18 protein-coding genes and 1 CRISPR repeat array are annotated in these 23,171 nt (G+C 56.8%); of the genes, 7 read left to right on the top strand and 11 right to left on the bottom strand.

Annotation, left to right across the window (positions count from 1 at the left end):
- Window positions 1–4: 4 nt before the first annotated feature.
- Window positions 5–439, top strand: coding sequence for a DoxX family protein (locus ACVCAM_RS00945; RefSeq protein ID WP_407223202.1), 435 nt, complete (start codon window positions 5–7; stop codon window positions 437–439).
- Window positions 440–604: 165 nt separating this feature from the next.
- Window positions 605–2,018: a CRISPR direct-repeat array (repeat unit 28 nt; unit sequence GTTCACTGCCGTACAGGCAGCTTAGAAA).
- A gap of 146 nt (window positions 2,019–2,164) precedes the next feature.
- Here the strand turns inward: ACVCAM_RS00945 and hcr are convergent.
- The 4 genes from hcr to aqpZ all read right to left on the bottom strand — a co-directional run bounded on the left by hcr (window position 2,165) and on the right by aqpZ (window position 6,706).
- Window positions 2,165–3,133: an NADH oxidoreductase gene (gene hcr, locus ACVCAM_RS00950; protein WP_407223203.1), complete on the bottom strand. Its 969-nt coding sequence runs from the start codon at window positions 3,131–3,133 to the stop codon at window positions 2,165–2,167.
- 10 nt (window positions 3,134–3,143) lie between these two features.
- Window positions 3,144–4,796 (bottom strand): hydroxylamine reductase, encoded by a 1,653-nt coding sequence (gene hcp / locus ACVCAM_RS00955; RefSeq protein ID WP_126287656.1) that lies wholly within the window; start codon window positions 4,794–4,796, stop codon window positions 3,144–3,146.
- Between the two features lie 144 nt (window positions 4,797–4,940).
- A complete protein-coding gene (locus tag ACVCAM_RS00960) occupies window positions 4,941–5,840 on the bottom strand; it encodes a lysine exporter LysO family protein (protein ID WP_045352064.1) in 900 nt (299 codons plus the stop codon).
- A 170-nt stretch (window positions 5,841–6,010) separates the two neighbouring features.
- The gene (gene aqpZ, locus ACVCAM_RS00965) at window positions 6,011–6,706 is read right to left on the bottom strand and encodes an aquaporin Z (protein WP_008499998.1); all 696 of its coding nucleotides are present in this window, start codon (window positions 6,704–6,706) and stop codon (window positions 6,011–6,013) included.
- A gap of 290 nt (window positions 6,707–6,996) precedes the next feature.
- On the opposite strand from aqpZ, the gene ACVCAM_RS00970 reads away from it, so the two are divergent.
- A complete protein-coding gene (locus tag ACVCAM_RS00970; RefSeq protein WP_008499997.1) occupies window positions 6,997–8,655 on the top strand; it encodes an ATP-dependent endonuclease in 1,659 nt (552 codons plus the stop codon).
- Here ACVCAM_RS00970 and ACVCAM_RS00975 read toward each other — a convergent pair.
- The gene (locus ACVCAM_RS00975) at window positions 8,652–9,608 is read right to left on the bottom strand and encodes a VirK/YbjX family protein (RefSeq protein ID WP_023292896.1); all 957 of its coding nucleotides are present in this window, start codon (window positions 9,606–9,608) and stop codon (window positions 8,652–8,654) included. The genes ACVCAM_RS00970 and ACVCAM_RS00975 overlap by 4 nt on opposite strands.
- Before the next feature lie 159 nt (window positions 9,609–9,767).
- Here ACVCAM_RS00975 and macA point away from each other — a divergent pair, with 159 nt between their 5' ends.
- Both macA and macB read left to right on the top strand, forming a co-directional pair.
- Window positions 9,768–10,883: a macrolide transporter subunit MacA gene (gene macA, locus ACVCAM_RS00980; protein WP_023327007.1), complete on the top strand. Its 1,116-nt coding sequence runs from the start codon at window positions 9,768–9,770 to the stop codon at window positions 10,881–10,883.
- Window positions 10,880–12,820 carry a macrolide ABC transporter ATP-binding protein/permease MacB gene (gene macB / locus ACVCAM_RS00985; protein ID WP_008499994.1) on the top strand — a complete coding sequence of 647 codons (1,941 nt, stop codon included), beginning with the start codon at window positions 10,880–10,882 and terminating at the stop codon, window positions 12,818–12,820. Before macA ends, macB begins: the two co-directional genes overlap by 4 nt.
- A 70-nt stretch (window positions 12,821–12,890) precedes the next feature.
- On the opposite strand, the gene cspD is transcribed toward macB, so the two are convergent.
- The gene (cspD, locus tag ACVCAM_RS00990; protein ID WP_008499993.1) at window positions 12,891–13,112 is read right to left on the bottom strand and encodes a cold shock-like protein CspD; all 222 of its coding nucleotides are present in this window, start codon (window positions 13,110–13,112) and stop codon (window positions 12,891–12,893) included.
- Window positions 13,113–13,379: 267 nt separating this feature from the next.
- Here cspD and clpS point away from each other — a divergent pair, with 267 nt between their 5' ends.
- Together clpS and clpA are read left to right on the top strand one after the other, a co-directional pair.
- Entirely contained in the window at window positions 13,380–13,700 is a 321-nt protein-coding gene (clpS, locus tag ACVCAM_RS00995; RefSeq protein ID WP_025912927.1) for an ATP-dependent Clp protease adapter ClpS, read from the top strand.
- A gap of 27 nt (window positions 13,701–13,727) precedes the next feature.
- Window positions 13,728–16,007, top strand: coding sequence for an ATP-dependent Clp protease ATP-binding subunit ClpA (clpA, locus tag ACVCAM_RS01000; RefSeq protein WP_014831269.1), 2,280 nt, complete (start codon window positions 13,728–13,730; stop codon window positions 16,005–16,007).
- Between the two features lie 207 nt (window positions 16,008–16,214).
- Here clpA and infA read toward each other — a convergent pair whose 3' ends face one another.
- The 5 genes from infA to trxB form a co-directional block, all read right to left on the bottom strand.
- Window positions 16,215–16,433, bottom strand: a complete 219-nt coding sequence (gene infA, locus ACVCAM_RS01005) for a translation initiation factor IF-1 (RefSeq protein ID WP_002211347.1) — start codon at window positions 16,431–16,433, stop codon at window positions 16,215–16,217.
- Between the two features lie 284 nt (window positions 16,434–16,717).
- A complete protein-coding gene (aat, locus tag ACVCAM_RS01010; RefSeq protein ID WP_008499991.1) occupies window positions 16,718–17,422 on the bottom strand; it encodes a leucyl/phenylalanyl-tRNA--protein transferase in 705 nt (234 codons plus the stop codon).
- Window positions 17,423–17,467: 45 nt separating this feature from the next.
- On the bottom strand, window positions 17,468–19,189 hold the full coding sequence (cydC, locus tag ACVCAM_RS01015) for a heme ABC transporter ATP-binding protein/permease CydC (RefSeq protein ID WP_025912928.1): 1,722 nt from the start codon (window positions 19,187–19,189) through the stop codon (window positions 17,468–17,470).
- Window positions 19,189–20,955: a heme ABC transporter permease/ATP-binding protein CydD gene (gene cydD, locus ACVCAM_RS01020; RefSeq protein WP_407223204.1), complete on the bottom strand. Its 1,767-nt coding sequence runs from the start codon at window positions 20,953–20,955 to the stop codon at window positions 19,189–19,191. The genes cydC and cydD overlap by 1 nt, the downstream gene beginning before the upstream one ends.
- 114 nt (window positions 20,956–21,069) lie before the next feature.
- Window positions 21,070–22,038 (bottom strand): thioredoxin-disulfide reductase, encoded by a 969-nt coding sequence (gene trxB, locus ACVCAM_RS01025; protein ID WP_021240886.1) that lies wholly within the window; start codon window positions 22,036–22,038, stop codon window positions 21,070–21,072.
- Between the two features lie 544 nt (window positions 22,039–22,582).
- Between trxB and lrp the strand changes: the two genes are divergently transcribed.
- Window positions 22,583–23,077: a leucine-responsive transcriptional regulator Lrp gene (gene lrp / locus ACVCAM_RS01030; protein WP_000228469.1), complete on the top strand. Its 495-nt coding sequence runs from the start codon at window positions 22,583–22,585 to the stop codon at window positions 23,075–23,077.
- Window positions 23,078–23,171: the final 94 nt, after the last annotated feature.

Genomic DNA, 23,171 nt, shown 5'->3' on the forward strand with positions numbered 1-23,171 from the left:
TCAAATGGTTAAATCATTGTTAATTGCTGTTAATGAAAAGATATCGTGCGACGATCTTGGCAAACTCTTGTTACGACTTGCCGTCGGCGGGCTGATGCTCTTTCACGGTTTGCATAAGCTGTTTGGTGGGGTGGGCTTTATCAGCGGCATGCTGGTGGAGAAAGGGCTGCCGGGGTTTATTGCCTACGGCGTGTTGATTGGCGAAGTGGTGGCGCCGATCCTGATTATTGTCGGGCTCTTTACGCGCCCGGCCGCGCTGGTGCTGGCGTTTACGATGATCGTGGCGTGGCTGATGGTGGGATTGGATGAGACATTCGCGCTCGACAAGGTCGGCGCATGGGCGATTGAAAGCCTGGTGTACTTCTTTATCGGCTCGCTGGCAGTGGCGTTTTTAGGGGCAGGGCGGTTTGCGCTGGGGAAAGCACCTGTGTGGCGGTAGGGGTTGGAATCTGTTCCGAGGGAAGGGGTCTACGGACCCTTTTTTATTGGTAAGTTTTAAGTTGTTGATTTCACAACGGTGAATTGTTGGTGATGAAAAAAAGGTTTACGGAGAATTTTAGAGGGATTTCTTTATATCACAAGAAGATAGGTGTAGATTGTTCCAGTTCACTGCCGTACAGGCAGCTTAGAAATCTGTTTTACAGTCCTGCTGGAAATTTGGATATGTTCACTGCCGTACAGGCAGCTTAGAAAGGCTGCGCCGTCCTGTTGCTGAATAAAAGCAAGTTCACTGCCGTACAGGCAGCTTAGAAAAGCTTGCGCGGGGAAGTGCCTTTGACCTCTGCGTTCACTGCCGTACAGGCAGCTTAGAAATTTTGAGGCCTCATATGAGCAGAAAACCATACGTTCACTGCCGTACAGGCAGCTTAGAAAGTCGGAATCGCGGTCGCCCCACGACGCGAAATGTGCACTGCCGTACAGGCAGCTTAGAAACGTCAAAGACTGGCTTAAATTTATTGTGCCGTGGTGCACTGCCGTACAGGCAGCTTAGAAAGCCGCGAGTGACAACCTTGTCGTAATTAACAATGTGCACTGCCGTACAGGCAGCTTAGAAAGTATTCACCACAGGCGAAGTAACGGATAGTTCGGTGCACTGCCGTACAGGCAGCTTAGAAACTGTTGATATGTAAGATCGGCACGGACGCACAGTGCACTGCCGTACAGGCAGCTTAGAAAAATGGCAGCGGCCGCAATACTCATAATAACCTGCGCACTGCCGTACAGGCAGCTTAGAAAGCGGGCAATCGTTGCTCGAGCCATTGCAGACCGTGCACTGCCGTACAGGCAGCTTAGAAAACATGGGTGCAGCAGGGGCTGCGTAGCTTCGCGTGCACTGCCGTACAGGCAGCTTAGAAACTGAGTACCGACATGAATCCCGCTGAGCCAACTGTGCACTGCCGTACAGGCAGCTTAGAAAACCGGCGGCCGCGACACCACGGCGCCGAACGCGTGCACTGCCGTACAGGCAGCTTAGAAATCAAAAATTCATAGTGAGGTGAAGATGGATTAGTGCACTGCCGTACAGGCAGCTTAGAAAAGGAGTCCAGAGACGATATCACGCCGGGCCGGGTTCACTGCCGTACAGGCAGCTTAGAAAGATAGAGCGCGCAGCGGCGGCAGCTTGCAGGCGTTCACTGCCGTACAGGCAGCTTAGAAACGTCATTAACTACAGATCCGTCATTAGAAGAGAGTTCACTGCCGTACAGGCAGCTTAGAAATGAGCCGCCAGAAGACGCACGCAGCTGCCGGAGTTCACTGCCGTACAGGCAGCTTAGAAAACGATGATGCGCTTTCGCTCGTTGTGCAGCCCGTTCACTGCCGTACAGGCAGCTTAGAAAATGAGAGCCTCAGAATACGCATATGCGCACCTGTTCACTGCCGTACAGGCAGCTTAGAAATAAATAAAGCCATTTAAATGTCGGAACGGCATGTTCACTGCCGTACAGGCAGCTTAGAAATCTGTGGCTTGCCGCCAAAAGAAGGCCGACTAGTTCACTGTCGTACAGGCAGCTTAGAAAGCACTTCAGCCGGGTAAGCGTCGGTGGTTAGGGTCCAATGCCGAACAGGCAGTAGGCACAACGTAGGCCGGGTAAACGCAGTGCCACCCGGCAAAAAAGCCCGGTGGCGCTGACGCTTACCGGGCCTACGAACGAACGTTTATTGTTTATGCGAAGACCAGATCGCCCTGCGGATGGCACGAGCATGCCAGCACGTAACCCTCGGCAATATCCGCGTCGGACAGCGTCATGGTGCTGGTGACGGTGTACTCCCCGGAAACCACCTTTGTTTTACAGCAGCCGCACACCCCGGCACGGCAGGCCGCCGCCACCGGCACGTTGTTGCTTTCCAGCGCCTCCAGCAGCGTCGTGCCCACGCGGCCAAAGAAGGTCTGCGCAGGCTGCAGTTTGGTGAACTGAATCCCGCTGGTTGCCGCTTCCGCCACCGGCGTGAAGAACTGCTCTTTGAAGAAACGGGTCACGCCGAGCGCTTTCACGTCTTCTTCCACGATAGCCATGTACGGCGCCGGGCCGCAGGTCATCACGGTGCGGTTCGCGATATCCGGCACGCTTTGCAGCAGCTCGCGGCTCAGGCGACCGGGCACAAAACCGTGCGTCGCGTTGTGCTCAGCCAACAGCGTCACCGGATAATCACGCCACTCCTCGGCAAAAATGACATCGTCCGGAGAGCGCACGCTGAAGATCGCCTGCACGTCGGCCTGCGGGCGGTTTTTTGCCAGCCAGCGGCGCATTGACATAATCGGCGTTACGCCACAGCCTGCCGCCAGCAGCAGGAATTTATCGTCCGCTTTGTCGTCACAGGTGAAATCACCCTGGGCGTCGGAGAGCCAGATGTAATCTCCGCGCTTCACGTCACGGGTCAGCCACTGAGAGCCGGCACCGTCATCAATGCGGCGGACGGTGAGCGTGATGTATTCGCTGACGCCCGGCGTGGAGGAGAGGGTGTAGGCGCGCAGGGTGTCCGCCGAATGGCGAACGCTAACCAGCGCATACTGACCTGCTCGGTACGGATAGTAGTCGTGGCACAGCAGCGACAGCGTCCACACATCCGGCGTCTCCTGATGGATGTGATGCACCTGCATCCGCCACGGGCATTGTGAGGTTGGCATGGTCATAAATTACTCCTTACGCGCTCAACAGCTGCTTCATATCATCTTCAACGTTGGTCACGGAACGCAGGCCGAATTTCTCGTTCAGCACGGCCAGCAGGTCCGGCGTCAGGAAGCCTGGCGCTGTCGGGCCGGTCACGATGTTGGTCACGCCCAGAGAGAGCAGGGTCAGCAGGATGACAATCGCTTTCTGCTCAAACCAGGAGAGCACCAGCGAGAGCGGCAGATCGTTGACGCCGCAGCCCAGTTTTTCCGCCAGCGTGACCGCCAGAATGATGGCCGAGTATGCATCGTTACACTGGCCCGCATCGATCAGGCGCGGCAGGCCTTCGATGTTGCCGAAGTCCAGCTTGTTGAAACGGTATTTACCGCACGCCAGGGTCAGGATCAGGCAGTCTTCCGGCACGCGGGTGGCGAAATCGGTAAAGTAGTTACGCTCGCCGCGCGCGCCGTCGCAGCCGCCGACGAGGAAGATGTGGCGCAGCTTTTCGCGGCTGACGAGGTCAATCAGCGAATCGGCGGCGCCGAGCAGGGTTTCGCGACCGAAGCCGACGGTGATCAGATGCGGGATCTCGCTGTACGGGAAGCCTGCCATCTGCTGCGCTTGCGCTATCACCGGTCCGAAATCGTCACCTTCAAGATGGCTCACGCCCGGCCAGCCGACGATGCTGCGGGTCCAGATGCGGTCGTCATACGCGCCCACGGTCGGGTCGATGATGCAGTTAGAGGTCATTACGATAGGACCAGGGAAGCGGGCAAATTCCACCTGCTGGTTCTGCCAGCCGCTGCCGTAGTTACCGATCAGGTGCTTGAATTTACGCAGCTCCGGATAGCCGTGCGCTGGCAGCATTTCACCGTGGGTATAGACGTTAACGCCGGTGCCTTCGGTTTGCTTCAGCAGGTTGTAGAGATCTTTCAGGTCATGACCGGAGATCAGGATGCATTTGCCCTCGGTCGCTTTGACGTTGACCTGCGTCGGCGTCGGGTGGCCGTAGGTGCCGGTTTCACCCGCATCCAGAATGCTCATCACGCGGAAGTTCATCTGGCCGATTTCCATTGAGCATTCCAGCAGCGCGTTCATATCGGCAGGCCAGGTGCCCAGCCACGCCATGATTTTATGGTACTGGGCGTAGATGTCGTTATCGTACTGGCCGAGCACGTGCGCGTGTTCCATATAGGCTGCAGCGCCTTTCAGGCCGTACAGGCACAGCAGGCGCAGGCCGAGAACGTTCTCGCCAATCGCCGCTTTGTCTTTATTTGGGGTGAATTCGGCCGCCTGACGCTGCAGATCGCCGAGATCGTCGCTCACCAGCTGAAGGTCAGACATCGGGTTTTCCACGCGGGCGTTAGCATCCGCCTTCAGGCACTGCGCCTTCAGCGCTTCACGCAGGGCAATGGCTTCGCGGGCATAGCCAACAATGCGCGGAGAGTCGAAGTTAACGTTGGTCAGCGTGGAGAAGAAGGCGCGCGGGGCGAAGCTGTCGACGTAGTGGTCGATGATGCCGTATTCGCGGGCTTTAAACGCCCATGCGGAAAGGCCTTGCAGGGCGGCAATCAGCAGGTCCTGCAGGTCAGATGTTTCTGCGGTTTTGCCGCACATACCCTGTGCGTAAGAGCAGCCATTGCCTGCGGGGGTACGGATGGTTTGTTCACATTGCACACAAAACATAATCACACCTGTTAAAGTTATATTTGATATACATGTTTAAGGTTATGCCTGTGCCAGAACGGAGAAAAGGGCTTTCTGCTACAAAATAGAGGGAGATTGATTTAGCGCAATTTTGGCGGCAGGCACCCTACCGCCAAAGAGGTATCAGGCCGAGAAGACGGCCATCAGAACCGGAACCAGCAGGCTTAAAATAAAGCCGTGAACGATGGCGGCGGGCACCATCTCCAGCCCGCCAGAGCGTTGTAACACCGGCAGGGTAAAGTCCATCGACGTCGCGCCGCACAGGCCCAGCGCGGTAGAGCGGCTGCGGCGAACCAGCCCCGGGATCAGCATAATGGCGAGCAGCTCACGCGCCAGATCGTTAAAGAAGGCAGCACTGCCGATGACCGGGCCAAAGGATTCGGTCAGCAGGATACCGGAGAGGGAATACCAGCCAAAGCCTGACGCCATCGCCAGACCGGTTTTCAGCGGCAGGTCGAGAATAAAGGCGTTAATGATGCCCGCTACCATGGAACTGGCGACCACAATGACCGCAACCATCATTCCCCGACGGTTTAAAACAATTTGCTTCAGCGTCATGCCATTATTTCGCAGCTGGATACCGATCAGGAACAGCAGGAAAATTAGCGTATATTCACTGGCCTCTGTCGCGTGCTGTAAAAATGCCCAGCCGGTCAGCCCAAGAAGAAAACCGAGCACCACGACGCCGCACAGTTTTAATGATTCCAGCGCCATCGCAATTCGGGAAGGCAGTTTTTCCTGATGATGATGGTTTTTCCACGGAACGGTGCGCTCAAGCCAGAATAATGCGGCGATATTACACAGCAAAATAACCACCACGGTGACCACAGAATAATGCAGGATGGAAAGCAGATTCGTCGCCAGATTATCCAGGAAGGCCAGGCTGATCCCCATAAAGAAAAGAATGACGTAAACAATCCAGCTGAGAAAACGGTTGATAAGCCGTAATGCGGATTCTCTGTGCAGCGGGATGAGATAGCCCACAATCAGGGGCAGCAGAATAATGAGGAGTCCTGAAAACATGAACAGCCGGTCCTTTTGAGTATCTGTTGAGCGCCAGAGACACTACCCAATAAAGACTGTTCAGTAAAGCGGCAATAAAAAAGCCGGGTGGCGGCTGCGCCTTACCCGGCCTACAAGTGCACACTCACGTGGGTCGGGTAAGCGTTAGCGCCACCCGACACCGCGCGCAATTAATCGCGTTTTTCCAGCAGGGTGCGGTACAGCACGCCACCCAGGATACCGCCGATAATCGGCATCACCCAGAACAGCCAGAGCTGCTCAAGCGCCCAGCCGCCCTGGAAGATGGCGACGGCGGTGCTGCGTGCCGGGTTAACGGAGGTGTTGGTGACCGGAATGGAGATCAGGTGGATAAGCGTCAGTGCCAGACCAATGGCAATCGGCGCGAAACCGGCTGGCGCGTGTTTGTCGGTTGCGCCGTGGATCACCAGCAGGAAACCTGCGGTCAGCACAATTTCAATCACGATGGCAGACAGCATGGAATAACCGCCGGGAGAATGCTCGCCGAAGCCGTTAGAGGCGAAGCCGCTGGCCGCCGCGTCGAAGCCAGCTTTACCGCTGGCAATGACGTACAGAACGCCCGCTGCGATAATACCGCCCACCACCTGAGCGACAATATAGCCAATTACCTCTTTCGCCGGAAAACGACCGCCGGCCCATAAACCTAATGTCACTGCCGGGTTAAAATGACCGCCGGAAATATGCCCCACGGCAAAGGCCATGGTTAATACGGTTAAACCAAATGCCAGCGCGACGCCGACAAAACCGATACCTAATTCCGGGAATGCTGCTGCCAGAACGGCGCTACCGCAGCCACCAAATACCAGCCAGAATGTACCAAAGCATTCTGCTGCCAATTTTCTAAACATAACCACCTCAAATAATTTTCCGCACGCTTTCCCGCGCGCGGGATATATCGCCATAAAGGGATGACGACTCAAAGAGTCCGTATTTTAGAAACCAATAACACCCCTTCGCCACTTAAATAAATTCGATTAATTTGATTTAAGGCAATGTGATGTCAATCCTTGTTCAAATCAGCGGTAAATAGAGCATAGACCAATTCTCGTCAGGGTGAATGTTGTGCTGTCGTGACAGTCCGCCTCCCGCTATACTGCTGATAACTTAAAGGAAAAAGTGAATATTGCGCGGGGGATTTATGCTTCTCGAACGTGTGGAAATTGTCGGGTTTCGCGGTATTAACCGCCTGTCGCTGCAGCTGGAACAGAACAACGTCCTGATCGGCGAGAACGCCTGGGGTAAGTCCAGCCTGCTGGATGCGCTGACGTTACTGCTTTCGCCCGAAGACGATCTTTATCACTTCGTTCGCGACGATTTCTGGTTCCCGCCCGGCGACGTGACGGGGCGCGAGAAGCACCTGCATATCATCCTGACGTTCCGCGAATCCGAACCCGGGCGCCATCGGGTGCGTCGCTTCCGCCCGCTGTCACCCTGCTGGGTGCCGTGCGATGATGGTTTCCACCGGATATTCTACCGGCTGGAAGGGGAGATGGCGGAAAACGAGGGCGTGTTGACCCTGCGTGATTTTCTTGATGAGAAGGCCAGCCCGATCCCGCTGGACAATATCGACGATCTGGCCCGCCATCTGATCCGCCTGACGCCGGTGCTGCGCCTGCGCGACGCGCGTTTTATGCGGCGCATTCGTAACGGTACCGTACCAAATATGCCGGAAGTGGAAGTCACCGCCCGCGAGCTGGATTTTCTGGCGAGAGAGCTGGTGTCGCGTCCGCAGAATCTGACCGACGGTCAAATTCGTCAGGGGTTGTCCGCAATGGTACAGCTGCTGGAGCACTATTTTTCCGAGCAGGGAACGTCGGAGTCGCGCCATCGCCTGATGCGCCGCCGCTCTCATGACGAACAGCGCAGCTGGCGCTACCTCGATATCATTAACCGGATGATCGACCGGCCCGGTGGTCGTACCCATCGGGTGATTTTGCTGGGGCTGTTTTCAACGCTTCTGCAGGCCAAAGGCACCGTTCGTCTTGACCGGGACGCCAGGCCGCTGCTGCTGGTGGAAGACCCGGAAACGCGCCTGCATCCCATCATGCTCTCCGTGGCATGGCATCTGCTGAACCTGCTGCCGCTCCAGCGCGTTACGACCACCAATTCCGGTGAATTATTATCGCTGACGCCGGTCGAGCACGTCTGTCGTCTGGTGCGTGAATCTTCCCGCGTCTCCGCCTACCGGTTAGGTCCGGGTGGATTGAACGCGGAAGACGGGCGGCGCATCGCGTTTCATATTCGCTTTAACCGCGCGTCGTCGCTCTTTGCCCGCTGCTGGCTGCTGGTGGAAGGAGAGACGGAAACCTGGGTCATCAACGAACTGGCGCGCCAGTGCGGCCACCATTTTGATGCGGAAGGCATTAAGGTGATTGAATTCGCCCAGTCGGGACTCAAGCCGCTGATCAAATTTGCCCGCCGGATGGGGATCGAGTGGCACGTTCTGGTCGACGGTGATGAGGCGGGCAAAAAATATGCCTCGACCGTGCGTAGCCTGCTGAATAACGAGCGCGAGGAAGAGCGCGACCATTTAACCATGCTGCCCGCGATGGACATGGAACACTTTATGTATCGTCAGGGGTTCGACGACGTATTCCACCGAATTGCCATGGTGCCGGTCGATGTCCCGATGAACATGCGGCGCGTGATCGCCAAAGCTATTCATCGTTCTTCAAAACCGGATTTAGCCATTGAAGTGGCGACGGAAGCGGGGAGACGGGGCGTGGAGGCGGTGCCGACCCTGCTGCGGAAGATGTTTTCCCGCGTGCTGTGGCTGGCACGCGGGAGAGCGGATTAACGTTGAGTCGCCTGGTTCACCTGCTGAATCAGGCTGTCCAGCAGCGCGTAGCGGCGGCGATATTCGGAGCGTTTTTTGCTCGCGATCTCTTCCATCGGTTTACGCGGCATGACGAGTGGCAGCATGAAGTTGCCGCTATCCTGCTTTTCGCCGCCGATGGAGATCCAGAAACTGTCGTAATCGGCCAACAGTTTCCCCTCTTTTTTCTTGCGGTAGCGCCAGCTGCGATAAATATGGGTGTCGTTACTGACGGCGACAATCTGTTCTACCGGGAAGGCGGTGCCGAGAGTCATGGCGGCTTCGACCAGCAGACGTTTCGGGAACAGACCATGGCAGGCCTTCGTCGCACCCTGGATCAGCTCATGGGGAACGTGGGCTTTTGCGCCCTGCAGGCCGCCGATAAACAGCGTCGATTTTCCCTCAAGCTGGCACAGGGTGAAGGTCATCTCGGCCAGCACCGTATTCTGATGGTCGCAGAAGGCGAGGGTGGCTTCCCCTTCTTTATCCAGAAACGCATCGGCGCACAGGCGGACGGTAAATTGCTCTTCATCTTTACCGGTTAAGGTGAGCAGCGTGAAGCCCTTTTTCGACAGATAACCCGAGAGCAGCGATGCCGGCATATGGCGGCTCATCGTTTGATAGTGCCAGTTAAGGGACTCAAGGGCCTGCTGGCGATCCATATTCACCGTCAGCCAGGGGCGATGCAGACGGCACGGCAGTCCTGGCTGCACCTGCAGCATTTGCATCAGGCTCGGCTGTTTTGCAAGGCTCGTCAACAGGCGAGCGGTACTTACAGGCGTCGCCAGCGAACGTAGCATGAATTTACGTCGATAGGCGGGGTTTTGCCACGCCAGCCCTGGCGTGAGCTTACCGGAAGCCAGATGACTGAAGAGCTGCCAACCCGATGCAGGCTGTGGCAGGTTTGAAAAAGGTGTATCGACGATGGAAGACATGTTAGATCCTGCTTCTTGATGAAGATCTCCATTTCAGCAGGCGGACTTTCAACGTCTCGTAAACAAATTGTGACGATTTCGGAGAACAGGGGTTTCGTTGAGGAGTCGTTTAGATAGAATCAGCATTTATCATTGCCAGAACATTTATTTGGAATATTTATGAACCTCAAGGGAAAACGCAGAACGCTGTTTCTGCTGCTGGCGGTCGTGGTGTTAGCCGGTGGGTACTGGCTATGGCAGGTGCTGAATGCGCCGGTGCCGCAGTATCAGACGCTGATTGTTCGTCCGGGCGAACTGCAACAAAACGTCCTCGCGACGGGCAAACTTGATGCCCTGCGCAAGGTTGACGTTGGCGCACAGGTCAGCGGTCAGCTGAAAACGCTGTCGGTTGAGATTGGCGATAAGGTAAAAAAAGGCCAGCTGCTCGGCGTGATCGATCCTGAACAGGCCGAGAACCAGATCCGCGAGGTGGAAGCCACGCTGATGGAGCTGCGCGCGCAGCGTGCGCAGGCGCAGGCAGAGCGTAACCTTGCCCAGGTGACGCTGACCCGTCAGCAGGCGCTGGCCAAAACCCAGGCGATCTCGAAGCAGGATTTAGATACGGCCACCACGGAACTGGCGGTGAAGCAGGCGCAGATTGGCACGATTGACGCGCAAATCAAACGCAACCAGGCCTCGCTGGATACGGCGAAAACCAACCTCGACTACACCAAAATCGTTGCGCCAATGGCCGGGGAAGTGACGCAAATTACCACGCTGCAGGGGCAGACGGTGATTGCCGCGCAGCAGGCGCCCAACATTCTGACGCTGGCGGACATGAGCACCATGCTGGTCAAAGCCCAGGTCTCGGAGGCGGACGTTATCCATCTCAGACCGGGGCAGAATGCCTGGTTTACGGTGCTGGGCGATCCGCAGACGCGCTACGAAGGCGTGCTGAAAGACATTCTCCCGACGCCGGAAAAGGTTAACGACGCCATCTTCTACTATGCCCGTTTTGAAGTGCCGAACCCGCAGGGCGTGCTGCGTCTCGACATGACCGCGCAGGTGCATATCCAGCTGACCGGCGTGAAGAACGTGCTGACCATTCCCCTCTCCGCGCTGGGTGAGTCCGCCGGTGATAGCCGCTATAAAGTGAAAGTGCTGCGCAACGGCGAAACGCGCGAGCGCGAAGTGGTGATTGGCGCGCGCAACGACACCGACGTGGTGGTGGTGAAAGGGCTGGAAGAGGGTGAGGAGGTTGTCATCAGCGAAAGCCTGCCCGGAGCCGCGAAATGACGGCATTGCTTGAGCTGAAAGACATTCGCCGCAGCTATCCGTCGGGCGATGGCCCGGTGGAGGTGCTAAAAGGCATCTCCCTGCGCGTGGAGGCGGGCGAGATGGTGGCGATTGTCGGGGCATCGGGCTCCGGTAAATCGACGCTGATGAACATTCTCGGCTGCCTGGATAAACCCACCAGCGGTACGTACCGCGTGGCCGGGACGGACGTCTCAACGCTGGACGGCGACGCGCTGGCGAAGCTGCGTCGGGAGCACTTCGGCTTTATCTTCCAGCGTTACCATCTGCTTTCTCACCTCAATGCCGCGCAGAACGTAGAAGTACCGGCGGTCTATGCGGGCGTCGAGCGGAAAAAACGCCTCGAGCGCGCGCAGATGCTGCTGACGCGTCTGGGGCTGGCGGAGCGGGTGGAGTATCAGCCCTCGCAGCTGTCCGGCGGCCAGCAGCAGCGCGTGAGTATTGCCCGCGCCCTGATGAACGGCGGGCAGGTGATCCTGGCCGATGAACCCACCGGCGCGCTCGACAGCCATTCCGGCGAAGAGGTGATGGCGATCCTGCACCAGCTTCGCGATCAGGGGCATACGGTCATTATCGTGACCCACGATCCGCAGGTGGCGGCGCAGGCGGAGCGAATCATTGAGATCCACGACGGCGAGCTGGTCAGCAACCCGCCGCCGCGTGAGTCCAGGGCTGCGGCGCCGAAAGAAGTGCTTCCGGCATCAACCGGATGGGGGCAATTTTCCAGCGGCTTTCGTGAAGCATTGACCATGGCCTGGCTGGCGATGGCGGCCAATAAAATGCGTACCCTGCTGACCATGCTCGGCATTATCATCGGTATCGCCTCGGTGGTGTCGATTGTGGTGGTGGGCGATGCGGCCAAGCAGCTGGTGCTGGCCGATATCCGCGCAATCGGGACCAACACCATTGACGTCTATCCCGGCAAAGACTTTGGTGACGACGAGCCTCAGTATCAGCAGGCGCTGAAATACGACGATCTGGCGGCCATTCAGAAGCAGCCGTGGGTCAACTCCGCCACGCCTGCGGTGTCGCAAAACCTGCGCCTGCGCGTGGGCAATGTTGACGTGGCGGCCAGCGCGAACGGCGTCAGCGGGGATTATTTCAACGTCTACGGTATGACCTTCAGCGAAGGCGCCACCTTTAACGCCGAACAGCTGGCGGGCAGGGCGCAGGTGGTGGTGCTGGACGCAAACTCGCGCAGGCAGCTTTTCCCCAATAAAGCTAACGTGGTGGGCGAAGTGATCCTGGTCGGCAACATGCCTGCCACGGTCATCGGCGTGGCGGAAGAGAAGCAGTCGATGTTTGGCAGCAGCAAGATCCTGCGCGTCTGGCTTCCCTATACCACCATCTCCGGGCGGATTATGGGCCAGTCCTGGCTCAACTCCATCACCGTGCGCGTGAAGGAGGGCTACGACAGCGCCATGGCCGAACAGCAGCTTGAGCGGCTGCTCACCCTGCGCCACGGGAAGAAAGATTTCTTCACCTGGAATATGGACGGCCTCTTGAAAACGGCAGAAAAGACCACACGTACTCTTCAGCTGTTCCTCACGCTGGTGGCGGTGATTTCGCTGGTCGTCGGCGGTATCGGGGTGATGAACATCATGCTGGTGTCGGTAACCGAACGTACCCGGGAGATTGGCATCCGCATGGCGGTCGGGGCCAGAGCCAGCGACGTGCTGCAGCAGTTTTTGATTGAAGCCGTGCTGGTGTGTCTGGTCGGCGGTGCGATGGGGATTGCGCTCTCGATGATGATCGCCTTCGCGCTCCAGCTCTTTTTACCCGGCTGGGAGATTGGCTTCTCGCCGGTGGCCATTATTACCGCATTCTTGTGTTCAACCTTTACCGGCATTTTGTTTGGCTGGTTGCCCGCCCGCAACGCGGCGCGGCTGGATCCGGTGGATGCGCTGGCTCGGGAATAACCCGAAAATAAAAATGCCAGCCGATCGGGCTGGCATTTTGACTGCGGGATGTACACAATAAAACAGAGAGCTATGCAACCGTCTCTGCTTCAATGGGGACGATAAGGCTTGCATGATTGCCTTTTGGTCCCTGGTGGACATCGAACCGGACGGACTGCCCGGCTTTGAGCGTTCTGTAACCATCCATCTGAATGGTGGAATAGTGAGCGAAGATATCCTCGCCGCCGCCTTCGGGGCAGATGAAGCCAAACCCTTTGGCGTTGTTGAACCACTTAACAGTACCCATTTCCATGCTTCGACATCCTTCGTAAATCTTATAAGTTAAGATGGAATGAACCGGTGGTGGAGTGGGGGCTGTTCAAAACCTCGCCATCTCACGCTTGTACAATTTAGAGAAACGAAAGACGTCGTCAAGCGTTTGGCGCTGGAGATGGGACAATAATCAACCAAAGTTTGAAGCAGTTAACGCTATTGCAACAGTTTGTGACAGACATCGCGGATGACAGTAATAGATGATTGTTATCTAACATCTGAGGTAGATTCAAAGTGGTTATGCAAAATGGGTAAGACCAACGACTGGCTGGATTTTGACCAGCTGGCGGAAGACAAAGTGCGTGACGCGCTAAAACCGCCATCTATGTATAAAGTTATGTTAATGAACGATGATTACACGCCGATGGAATTTGTTATTGACGTGCTACAAAAGTTCTTTTCTTATGATGTAGAACGTGCAACGCAACTGATGCTTACCGTTCATTATCGTGGCAAAGCTATCTGCGGCATCTTCACAGCCGAAGTGGCGGAAACCAAAGTGGCGATGGTGAACGAATATGCGAGGGAGAACGAGCATCCGTTGCTGTGTACGCTGGAAAAGGCCTGATAAGGCATAAAATTGGGGGAGGTGCCTATGCTCAATCAAGAACTGGAACTCAGTTTAAACATGGCTTTCGCCAGAGCGCGTGAGCACCGACATGAGTTTATGACCGTCGAGCATTTACTGCTCGCACTGCTTAGCAACCCATCTGCCCGCGAAGCGCTGGAAGCCTGCTCCGTGGATCTGGTGGCGCTACGTCAGGAACTCGAAGCCTTCATCGAACAAACCACACCGGTGCTGCCTGCCAGTGAAGAAGAGCGCGACACGCAGCCGACGCTCAGCTTCCAGCGCGTGCTGCAGCGCGCGGTATTCCACGTCCAGTCTTCCGGACGTAGTGAAGTGACTGGCGCAAACGTCTTAGTCGCCATCTTCAGCGAGCAGGAGTCACAGGCTGCCTATCTGCTGCGCAAACACGAAGTCAGCCGCCTCGATGTGGTTAACTTTATCTCTCACGGAACGCGCAAAGACGAGCCTAACCAGGCATCGGATTCCAGCAATCAGGTCAATAACAATGAAGAGCAAGCAGGCGGGGAGGATCGTATGGAAAACTTCACCACCAACCTTAATCAGCTTGCTCGCGTTGGCGGTATCGACCCGCTGATTGGTCGCGATAAAGAGCTGGAGCGCGCGATCCAGGTGCTGTGCCGTCGCCGCAAGAACAACCCGCTGCTGGTGGGGGAATCTGGCGTGGGTAAAACCGCGATTGCCGAAGGCCTTGCCTGGCGCATTGTGCAGGGCGACGTACCGGAAGTGATTGCCGACTGCACCATCTACTCGCTGGACATCGGCTCGCTGCTGGCGGGCACCAAATACCGTGGTGATTTTGAAAAACGCTTCAAGGCGCTGTTAAAACAGCTGGAGCAGGACACCAACAGCATCCTGTTTATCGATGAAATCCACACCATCATCGGCGCGGGTGCGGCCTCTGGTGGCCAGGTGGATGCGGCTAACCTGATCAAACCGCTGCTCTCCAGCGGCAAGATCCGCGTGATTGGCTCCACCACCTACCAGGAGTTCAGCAACATCTTTGAGAAAGACCGTGCGCTGGCGCGCCGCTTCCAGAAAATCGACGTGACCGAACCGTCCGTCGAGGAAACGGTGCAGATCATCAACGGCCTGAAGCCGAAGTACGAAGCGCACCACGACGTGCGTTATACCGCGAAAGCGGTGCGTGCGGCGGTGGAGCTGGCGGTGAAATACATCAACGACCGTCATCTGCCGGATAAGGCGATTGACGTGATTGATGAGGCAGGGGCGCGTGCGCGCCTGATGCCGGCCAGCAAGCGTAAGAAAACCGTTAACGTGGCGGATATTGAGTCCGTGGTGGCCCGCATCGCGCGTATCCCTGAGAAGAGCGTCTCTCAGAGCGACCGCGACACGCTGCGTACCCTTGGCAATCGCCTGAAAATGCTGGTCTTTGGTCAGGATAAAGCCATTGAGGCCTTAACCGAAGCGATCAAGATGGCCCGCGCAGGACTGGGGCATGAGCACAAGCCTGTCGGTTCCTTCCTGTTTGCCGGCCCGACCGGCGTGGGGAAAACCGAGGTAACGGTTCAGCTCTCTAAAGCACTGGGCATTGAGCTGCTGCGCTTTGATATGTCCGAGTATATGGAGCGTCACACCGTCAGCCGTTTGATTGGTGCGCCTCCGGGCTACGTGGGCTTTGACCAGGGCGGCCTGCTCACCGACGCGGTGATCAAGCATCCGCACGCGGTACTGCTGCTCGATGAAATCGAGAAAGCGCACCCGGACGTGTTCAACATCCTGCTGCAGGTGATGGACAACGGGACGCTGACCGACAACAACGGGCGCAAGGCGGACTTCCGTAACGTGGTGCTGGTGATGACCACCAACGCCGGGGTACGTGAAACCGAGCGTAAATCCATCGGCCTGATCCACCAGGACAACAGCACCGATGCGATGGAGGAGATCAAGAAGATCTTCACGCCGGAGTTCCGTAACCGTCTGGACAACATTATCTGGTTCGATCACCTCTCTACCGAGGTGATCCATCAGGTCGTGGACAAGTTCATCGTCGAGTTGCAGGTTCAGCTGGATCAGAAAGGCGTGTCGCTGGAAGTAAGCCAGGAGGCCCGCAACTGGCTGGCCGAGAAAGGCTACGACCGTGCGATGGGGGCCCGTCCGATGGCGCGCGTGATTCAGGACAACCTGAAGAAACCGCTGGCGAACGAGCTGCTGTTTGGCTCGCTGGTGGACGGCGGCCAGGTGACCGTGGCGCTGGATCAGGCGAAGAACGAACTGACGTACGATTTCCAGAGTGCAGCGAAGCACAAGCCGGAAGCGGCTCACTGATTTCTTACGTAGGTCTTAAAAACCGGGCAATAGCCCGGTTTTTTTATGCCTGCCTTTAGCCCTCTCCCTGTGGAAGAGGGCTGGGATGAGGCCACCAGGTTGCCAAAAAATACATCCCCCGGCATAGCCAAATTAAAGCCACAAATAAAAAAGGCCGGGTTTAACCCGACCTTTTAAATATTCATCTGCCATTACAGGCGAAAACAATTAGCGACTACGGAAGACAATGCGGCCTTTGCTCAGGTCGTACGGGGTCAGTTCAACAGTCACTTTGTCGCCCGTCAAAATGCGGATGTAGTTTTTGCGCATTTTACCGGAGATGTGCGCAGTTACCACGTGACCGTTTTCCAGCTCTACGCGAAACATGGTATTAGGTAACGTATCAAGTACGGTACCCTGCATTTCAATATTGTCTTCTTTGGCCATCTAATCCTCTGGGGTATCACTACCAAGTTTTGAACCGGCAAGATAATGCCGAAATTCATCAATTAAGTAAAGAATTGCGCGTTTGAAACGCAGCAAAACAGTTTCGGCGCATTGCCCAAGCGTCACGGTACAACCGAACGGAAAGCGCATTCGTAAAGGGGATACAACAGGATAAACGTCAGGACGTTATCTGAAGCGAAGGTCCCAAACGGCGGCGGGGCAACAGGCAGAAGCTACTCTGCGGCATAATTATAACACCCTCACAAAAAATATGCGGAAAACATTTAGGCATTGGGCATAAAGAGCGTTCTCGGTATCCAGAAGTCGCGCGGGAGCTTTTCCTGACGACTGGCATCCAGATGCTCGATGTACTGGCGTCGCGGTATCTCAACGGCGCCGAGGGAAGCCGTGTGCTCATTGAGCACCTGACAATCGATCAGGCGTCCGCCGCGCTGGGCAAACGCCTGGCAGAAGACCAGCAGCGCCGTTTTCGAGGCGTTAACCGCGCGGGAGAACATCGACTCACCACAAAACAGCGTCCCCTGCGCCACGCCATACATGCCGCCGACCAGTGCTCCGCCGTCCCACACCTCAATGGAGTGCGCGTAGCCAAGCTCGTGAAGCTGGTGGTAAGCGGTAATGATATCGCGGGTTATCCATGTTCCCTCAAACCGGTCTTCGGCACAGCCTTCAATGACCTGACCAAAGGCGTGGTTCAGGGTGACGCGGTACGGTGATTTTGCATGGAAACGCTTCATGCTGCGGCTCAGGTGAAACTGCTCTGGCCACAGCACGGCACGCGGATCGGGAGACCACCATAAAATCGGGTCGCCGGGAGAAAACCAGGGGAAGATGCCGCGCTGGTACGCCATCAACAGCCGCGCAGGGCTGAGGTCACCACCAAGGGCCAGCAGCCCATTTGGTTCACGCAGCGCCCCTTCTGGAGAAGGGAACGCGATGTTATGACGAGAAAGCTGGACCAGGCGCATGACAGCAAAACTCCAGTACGCGAGTGAGGACGCTACAAATATAGTCTACAGACGCTGTTTAAACTGGAAGTAGCGACCCTGTTTCGCCAACAGCTCTGAGTGACTACCTTGCTCAATAATGTGTCCGTTGTCCATCACAATTATCCGATCAAAACTCGCCAGTCCGCGCAGGCGGTGCGTAACCATCAGGACGGTTTTACCGGTCATGACATTGGCCAGCAAATCAAGGATTTGGCTCTCGGTCGTGGCATCCAGCCCTTCGGTAGGTTCGTCAAGCAGCATCAGCGGCGCATCGTGCAGCAGCGCGCGCGCAATCGCCAGACGGCGCAGCTCTCCGCCGGAAAGCTGACGACCGCCTTCACCGAGCCAGCTGTTCAGTCCATCGCCCTCAAGCAGCTTATGCAGACCGACCTGTTCCAGCACGGCGCGAAGCGCATCATCAGAGGCCTCTGGCGCAGCCAGCAGCAGGTTATCGCGCAGGGTGGCGCTAAACAGATGCACCCGCTGCGGAACGACGCTGACGGTTTTGCGCAGGGCCTGCTCGCTGAAATCGGTCAGCAACGTATTATTAAAACAAATCTGACCGCGCTGCGGGTCCCAGGCGCGGGTCAACAGCTGCAGCAGCGTCGATTTACCGCAGCCGGTACGGCCGAGGATCGCAATCCGCTGGCCGGCATTCACAGAAAGGGTGATACCGTCCAGCGCGTTCTGCGCCTGTTTGTCATAGCTGAAGGTGACATCTTCAAGCGTCAGCGCAACCTGCTCAGGGACAACGGTCTGCCCGGCACTGAACGTGACTTCAGGCTCCTGCTCGGCAATCTGGGTGATGCGCAGGGCAGAGGCGATGACCTGTCCCAGATGCTGGAAGGCACCCGTCACCGGAGCCAGCGCTTCAAACGCGGCCAGCGCACAGAAAACGAAAAGGGCAATAAGCGGACCCGGCTGTGCGTTTCCCCCAATATCGCCGGAAGCCAGCCACAGCATGGCTATTACCGCCACGCCGCCGATCAGCATCATCAGCGCCTGAGAGAAGGCCGTCAGCTCCGACTGACGGCGCTGGGCCTCATGCCAGTTCAGCTCCGTACTTTCCATCCGCGCGCGGTAGCGCTTGCTGGCACCAAAAATGGTCAGCTCTGCCTGCCCCTGAAGCCAGGAGGTCAGCTGCTGGCGGTAGTCCCCGCGCAGACGCGTCAGGTTTTCCCCGGTGGATTTCCCGGCGCGGTAAAACAGCGGCGGCAGAACGATAAGCGTCAGCAGCATGATCCCGCCCAGCGTCAGCGCAACGGGGACATCCAGAACAGACAGCCCCAGCGTGACCACCACAATCACCACAAACGCGCCCACGATCGGGGAAATCACCCGCAGGTAAAGGTGATCCAGCGTGTCGACATCCGCCACCACGCGGTTAAGCAATTCACCCTGACGAAAACGCGCCAGCCCGGCAGGGGAGAGGGGCAGCAGTTTGCTGAAGGTATAGATACGCAGGTGCTGCAGCACGCGGAAAGTGGCGTCGTGGCTGACCAGCCGTTCGAAATAGCGTCCGGCAGTACGGGTGATGGCGGTACCGCGAACCCCGGCAGCCGGAAGCATATAGTTGAAGCTGTATAATCCGGCGAACCCCGCGACGGCCGAGGCCGACAGGAACCAGCCGGAAAGCGTGAGCAGGCCGATGCTGGCGAGCAGCGTGACAATCGCCAGCACAATCCCCAGCGTCAGCATCCATTTGTGGCGTTTATAGAGCGCAAGATAAGGCAGCAGAGCGCGCATCAGATATCCTCCTGACGGTTCGCCAGCAGGGTCGCAAATGGCCCCTGGGCGGCAACGAGAGAGGCGTAATCGCCTTGCTCAACAATACGGCCGTTTTCCATGACCCAGATCTGGTCCCAGTCGGCAATCCCTTCCAGCTGGTGGGTGACCATCAGGGTGGTTTGCTGCAGGGAGGCGGCGTTAAGCGCTTCCATTACGCGCTGCTCGCTGTGTGCGTCAAGGCTGGCTGCCGGCTCGTCCAGCAGCATTAGGTGGCATGGGTTAAGCAGCGCGCGGGCAACGGCCACACGCTGCGCCTGCCCGACCGACAGCCCGGCGGACTGGTCGCCGACTACGGTATCCACCCCTTGCGGCAGCAGCGGCAGAAATTCGCTGACCCAGGCGCGGTCGAGAACCGATTGCAGCTCATCTTCACGCGCGTCCGGGCGCGCCAGAAGCACGTTTTCGCGCAGCGTAGCGGCGGGAAGCTGCGGGTTTTGGCCTACCCAGCTGAGCTGTTTACGCCAGGCGTCGGGGTCGAGGTTGCGCAGTTCGGTTTTGTTGATCCGCAGTGAACCCGTATAGGCCATAAAACCGGATAGCGCGTTCAGCAGAGAACTTTTCCCGGAACCGCTGATGCCGACAAGCACCACGCGTTGTCCGGCAGGTAAGGTAAAGTTCAGCGGACCGGCGAGCACTTTGCCTTCGGGCGACAGAATGGAAAAGTCCTGCGCTTCAATGGTCACGGAGTCTTTAGCATTCAGCGTTACATCACCGCGCTCCGGGTGGGCCAGCGGCGTTTCCAGGAACGTTTTCAGGCTATCGGCGGCGCCAACCGCCTGGGCTTTGGCGTGATAGAAGGTCCCCAGATCGCGAAGCGGCTGGAAAAACTCCGGCGCCAGGATCAGCGCCAGGAACCCGGCGGAAAGGGGCACCGCCGTGCCGTAATGGCCGAAATCCAGCGCGCCGAGGTAGGAGAAGCCGAAGTAGACCGCCACGAGGGCAATCGACAGTGAGGTAAAGAATTCCAGTACGCCGGAGGACAGGAAGGCGAGGCGTAACACTTCCATGGTGCGCTGACGGAAGTCCTGCGACGCCAGGCGAATATTTTCGGTTTCCGCTTCACCGCGGCCAAAAATGCGCAACGTCTCCATGCCGCGAAGGCGATCGAGGAAATGACCGCTCAGTCGACCCAGAGCCAGGAAGTTTCTGCGGTTGGCATCCGCTGCCCCCATCCCGACCAGCGCCATAAACAGCGGGATCAGCGGGGCGGTGCCCAGCAGAATCAGCGCTGCCATCCAGTTCACCGGGAAAATGGCGATCACGATCAGCAGCGGAACGAAGACGGCAAGGGCCATCTGCGGCAGATAGCGCGCGTAGTAGTCATGCATATCGTCAATCTGCTCAAGGATCAGCGTCGCCCAGCTACCGGCCGGTTTACCCTGGATCCACGCGGGCCCGGCTTCCTGAAGCCTGTCGAGCACCTGACGGCGGATCTCGTAGCGAATGTGCTGTCCGGCGTGAAAACCGACGCGCTCACGCAGCCACACCACCCAGGCGCGCAGGATAAAAATCAGGATCAGGACAATAAAGGGCAGCAGGAGCGCTTCGCGGGGAATGTTCTCCATGATCATGTGATTAAGAATGCGGGCCAGCAGCCATGCCTGGGCAACAATCAACAGACCGCTGATGAAACCCAAAATACGGGAAATCGTAAGCCAGCGGCGGGAAAGAACGCTTTGCTGTTTCAGCCAGCGTGTTAACTCTTGTTGACGGGTTTTTTCCATTGCGTACTTTGCAGGTGACGTTATAAGAAGTTGGGCAGCGCAATGTTACAACGGGGAGACAATAAAGGCGACTTATCGCCGCCTTTATTTACGTTTGTTACTGACTTGTAAAGATTATTTACCTTGTTCAGCCAGTCCATCGAGGTAGCGTTCAGCGTCCAGCGCGGCCATACAGCCGGTGCCCGCAGAGGTGATCGCCTGACGGTAAATGTGGTCCATTACGTCGCCGGCCGCGAATACGCCCGGGATGCTGGTTTGAGTCGCATTACCGTGAATGCCGGACTGCACTTTGATGTAGCCGTTTTCCAGCTCCAGCTGGCCTTCGAAGATCGCGGTGTTCGGGCTGTGGCCGATAGCCACGAACAGACCCGCCACTTCCAGCGTTTCGACGTTATCGGTGTTCTGGGTATCACGGATACGCAGACCGGCAACGCCCATCTGGTCGCCCGTCACCTCTTCCAGGGTGCGGTTGGTGTGCAGCACGATGTTGCCGCTTGCCACTTTATCCATCAGACGTTTGATCAGGATCTTCTCCGCGCGGAAGGTCTCGCGACGGTGGATCAGGTGCACTTCAGAGGCAATGTTGGCCAGATAAAGCGCTTCTTCCACCGCGGTGTTGCCGCCGCCGATAACCGCGACTTTCTGGTTGCGATAGAAGAAACCGTCGCAGGTTGCGCAGGCAGAAACCCCGCGGCCTTTAAACGCTTCTTCGGATGGCAGACCGAGATAACGGGCAGAGGCGCCGGTAGCGATGATCAGCGCGTCACAAGTGTATTCACCGCTGTCACCCGTCAGGCGGAACGGACGGTTCTGCAGGTCGACCTTGTTGATGTGATCGAACAGAATTTCGGTTTCGAATTTAGCGGCATGCTCGTGCATGCGCTCCATCAGCAGCGGCCCGGTCAGGTCGTTCGGGTCCCCTGGCCAGTTTTCCACTTCGGTAGTGGTGGTCAGCTGACCGCCTTTTTCCATACCGGTGATGAGTACCGGGTGCAGGTTAGCGCGTGCAGCGTAGACCGCCGCGGTATATCCCGCAGGTCCAGAACCAAGGATTAGCAGCTTACTGTGTTTGGCCGTGCCCATGAGATCCCCATTGTTGTTGGCAGACATTTGGCTGGATTGTAGGGAATTTGTTGCCGTAAAAAAAGAGCGCAGCAATTTTGATATCAATCTGTGTAATAGCCGTGGACGATGAATCGCGCGCGATAACATCACGCTTTCTTAAGAAAACCGGTCGTTTATAAGGCAATAAAATGAGGATTAATACCCTGTCGTAATGAATATCCGGCATGTTGCACTAAAAAACGATGTTTTGCTTTGACAATCCCCTGCGCTTTTGCGAAAACATTCAAGGAAGAAAAAAAACCGCGTTAACCGTATGCCGCATAGGCATGCACGTAAATGCCATTTTTACCGGGTCAGTGAAATCTACGCATGGCGTGGACAGACGCCATGCGTGATGTCGGTGACAGCCTTCGGGCAACGGTCTTCTTACCAACAGAACCCGAATCCGCATCGCGTCTAATACAAAACCAGGCGATGTGATGACTAACGGGTACAGGCTCTGAACAGTGATGTGCACAGGGTCCAGGCAGGAGTAGGGAAGGAATACAGAGAGACAATAATAATGGTAGATAGCAAGAAGCGCCCTGGCAAAGATCTCGACCGTATCGATCGTAACATTCTGAATGAATTGCAAAAGGATGGGCGTATTTCCAACGTCGAGCTTTCAAAACGTGTGGGACTTTCCCCGACGCCGTGCCTTGAGCGTGTGCGCCGACTGGAAAGACAGGGTTTTATTCAGGGCTATACGGCTCTGCTGAACCCGCATTATCTGGATGCCTCACTTCTGGTATTTGTTGAGATTACTCTGAATCGTGGTGCGCCGGATGTGTTTGAGCAATTTAACGCCGCTGTACAAAAACTTGAAGAAATTCAAGAGTGTCATCTGGTGTCCGGTGATTTCGACTACCTGTTGAAAACCCGTGTGCCTGATATGTCCGCCTACCGTAAGCTGCTGGGGGAAACCCTGTTGCGTCTGCCGGGCGTGAACGACACCCGTACTTATGTGGTAATGGAAGAGGTCAAACAGAGCAATCGTCTGGTTATTAAGACGCGCTAACACGGAACAGGTGCAAAATCAGCGTAGTTTGATTACACTCCTGTTAATCCATACAGCAACAGTGCCGGGGAGTCCCGGCGCTGTTGTCCGTTTT

The sequence above is a fragment of the Enterobacter sp. CFEC122 genome (genome assembly GCF_052983755.1).

Bases quoted from the DNA above. Each gene is read 5' to 3' on its own strand.
- ACVCAM_RS00945 (WP_407223202.1), top strand. From the start codon at position 5: ATGGTTAAATCATTGTTAATTGCTGTTAATGAAAAGATATCGTGCGAC.
- hcr (WP_407223203.1), bottom strand. From the start codon at position 3,133: ATGACCATGCCAACCTCACAATGCCCGTGGCGGATGCAGGTGCATCAC.
- hcp (WP_126287656.1), bottom strand. From the start codon at position 4,796: ATGTTTTGTGTGCAATGTGAACAAACCATCCGTACCCCCGCAGGCAAT.
- ACVCAM_RS00960 (WP_045352064.1), bottom strand. From the start codon at position 5,840: ATGTTTTCAGGACTCCTCATTATTCTGCTGCCCCTGATTGTGGGCTAT.
- aqpZ (WP_008499998.1), bottom strand. From the start codon at position 6,706: ATGTTTAGAAAATTGGCAGCAGAATGCTTTGGTACATTCTGGCTGGTA.
- ACVCAM_RS00970 (WP_008499997.1), top strand. From the start codon at position 6,997: ATGCTTCTCGAACGTGTGGAAATTGTCGGGTTTCGCGGTATTAACCGC.
- ACVCAM_RS00975 (WP_023292896.1), bottom strand. From the start codon at position 9,608: ATGTCTTCCATCGTCGATACACCTTTTTCAAACCTGCCACAGCCTGCA.
- macA (WP_023327007.1), top strand. From the start codon at position 9,768: ATGAACCTCAAGGGAAAACGCAGAACGCTGTTTCTGCTGCTGGCGGTC.
- macB (WP_008499994.1), top strand. From the start codon at position 10,880: ATGACGGCATTGCTTGAGCTGAAAGACATTCGCCGCAGCTATCCGTCG.
- cspD (WP_008499993.1), bottom strand. From the start codon at position 13,112: ATGGAAATGGGTACTGTTAAGTGGTTCAACAACGCCAAAGGGTTTGGC.
- clpS (WP_025912927.1), top strand. From the start codon at position 13,380: ATGGGTAAGACCAACGACTGGCTGGATTTTGACCAGCTGGCGGAAGAC.
- clpA (WP_014831269.1), top strand. From the start codon at position 13,728: ATGCTCAATCAAGAACTGGAACTCAGTTTAAACATGGCTTTCGCCAGA.
- infA (WP_002211347.1), bottom strand. From the start codon at position 16,433: ATGGCCAAAGAAGACAATATTGAAATGCAGGGTACCGTACTTGATACG.
- aat (WP_008499991.1), bottom strand. From the start codon at position 17,422: ATGCGCCTGGTCCAGCTTTCTCGTCATAACATCGCGTTCCCTTCTCCA.
- cydC (WP_025912928.1), bottom strand. From the start codon at position 19,189: ATGCGCGCTCTGCTGCCTTATCTTGCGCTCTATAAACGCCACAAATGG.
- cydD (WP_407223204.1), bottom strand. From the start codon at position 20,955: ATGGAAAAAACCCGTCAACAAGAGTTAACACGCTGGCTGAAACAGCAA.
- trxB (WP_021240886.1), bottom strand. From the start codon at position 22,038: ATGGGCACGGCCAAACACAGTAAGCTGCTAATCCTTGGTTCTGGACCT.
- lrp (WP_000228469.1), top strand. From the start codon at position 22,583: ATGGTAGATAGCAAGAAGCGCCCTGGCAAAGATCTCGACCGTATCGAT.